The sequence below is a fragment of the Providencia sp. PROV202 genome (assembly GCF_028479565.1).
GTDB classification, from domain to species: Bacteria; Pseudomonadota; Gammaproteobacteria; order Enterobacterales; family Enterobacteriaceae; genus Providencia; species Providencia zhijiangensis.
On sequence record NZ_JAMPNV010000030.1, the window covers coordinates 1 to 2038 of the forward strand.

The 2038-nt window shown below is 40.3% G+C and carries 1 protein-coding gene; it reads right to left on the reverse strand.

Translation table 11 applies throughout. The features are described from left to right. A partial coding sequence (locus tag PR799_RS17620; protein ID WP_272523064.1) for a T6SS effector BTH_I2691 family protein occupies positions 1 to 2038 on the reverse strand: 2038 nt, incomplete at both ends.

The following is a 2038-nucleotide window of genomic DNA, read 5'->3' on the forward strand; positions in this document are numbered from 1 at the left end:
CATCCCATGCGACGGCGACAGCACCAAACCAGGCACAGAATCGTATTGTGCTTTTAAGAGAATTCTTTATGTTGTTCAGCCGAACTGCCCCATAACTAAACCGTATCCGAGCACTGATGCGCAATGTGCGAAATTTAAAAATAACTCGCTCAGCCGCATCTAACAGCGCGCCTCCGGCTGAAATAATATTTGCAATAAATTTAGTCACCGCTTCCGTATTGTTCACTTGCCCTTTCATTGCATCTTGCGTGGTTGTCCATAACACGTGAACTTGTAGCGTCACAGAAAACATACATCCCGCAAAAGGAAGAGATTGAGCGGTATCATTGGCTAATTTATTGATTGTTTTTCCTTTCGCTAGCGCTAACTTTGTTCGCCATTCTTTAGGAAATGCAATATTTTTGACGTCTTCGGCGGAGCGAAATGCCTTGACCGCAACCTGAGGGCGCTCAAGAGGCGGTGTACTTTTTGATAGCTCGGCTTCTTTAATATCAATGGCTGCGAAAAAACGACCTTCTTGTTTTCCTTCAAACTGTAATCCGCTGATTCGTTCGCGGCGCTCTTCAATTTCTAAATAATGCCGGAGACGTGAATGAGAGGCTTTATTATCTAAATCCGTCATGGATGCCATTTGTTCTACTGCATTTGTGAGGAAATGCTTGCGCTCACCAATATAATTGATAGGAAGGAGTTTTTTGCCATTCATGGCAGATATAGCAACCAGTATTGGTAAGGGGGTTTTATTGACAGCCTTATTCAAAACACCAAGTAATTGACTACTTAATGCGTTAAAAAATTTCTCAGAGACTAACTGAATTTGAAGTAAATAATGGTTACTAATATCTTTAAATCCATCCCAGACCTTATCCCAAGGTAGGTCATCATAAGCACCACCAGAAGAGGATACTGCATCATCAATACATTTAATCCAACTCTGTTGATTTAATAATGCAGCTCGCAGAAGCAGATTCTGTTCCGACATTTTAAAATGGGTTAATTGCTCTTGGAAAACGCGCTTAACGTCCAATTTATCTTGCATTCCTTCAATGCAGTCTAAAATAGATTGTGTAAATAACATTCCACTCTGGATATTTTGCTGATCAAAATTATGGTCGAAATAATCAAGTAAGCTTTGACCCGTAAAGTAAGTCAAATATAGGGTTACCATAGGACTAAGGACAGCTTGGTCGTATATTGATAGCGCTTTATTATAATCCTCTAGAAAGGCGGCTTGTTTTTCTCTATCAATATATTTTTCATACTTAGCCCAATACTGTTCAACTTGGATTTTTAGTGATTGGTCCACAACATTATGTATGGTGTTAGCTTGAAGAGCGGCTAATGATGGCAACATTGTCCCATTTTTAACTGCGATTCCGTCTCTCGCTGTTTTTTCGAATAATATCCCTTCACCGACTCTGTCACGCTCATACTGGGTGCACATCGCCTCTTTCATCATCGCTAAAGAAGCCGAGAGCGCTAATCCACGCTCATATTTTGGATGCCGCTCAAAATTATGTTCAAGACGGTAGTTCATTAGCGCGGCTAAATCTTGAACAACCGCAGGAGCATCATTCAATGCGATAATTGCTCCCTTTTCTGCCATCAAATCATTCGCAGCTTGTTTTAAAGATAATCCTTTCATTGCGTGCATACTTTCCCAGATTAAAGGCGACCATTTTTTAATGTCATTATTTTGGGATTGATAACTATATTCAGCCACCACATCCTGAAGTAGATTAATGGATAATGTTTGATTTTCCTGCCCATTCATTATCCATTTGTCTAAATCAAAACATTGCATATATCGTTCACGATAGGCTTTATCTTCATGTTTCTTGCGCACGGCTTCAGTCCATTCGACTTCGGACCAAGAGAACCAAAATAACCCATTTTTCATTGGTGGGGGAAATACGGGTAATGTCACTAATGACGCTCGAGCTAATTCTAATGGTTCAGTGATACAAGGCTTGATGGTCCCATTTTGTACCATTTCCGGCACTTCACCACTCTCTGGTAAGGGATAATAAAATCCATT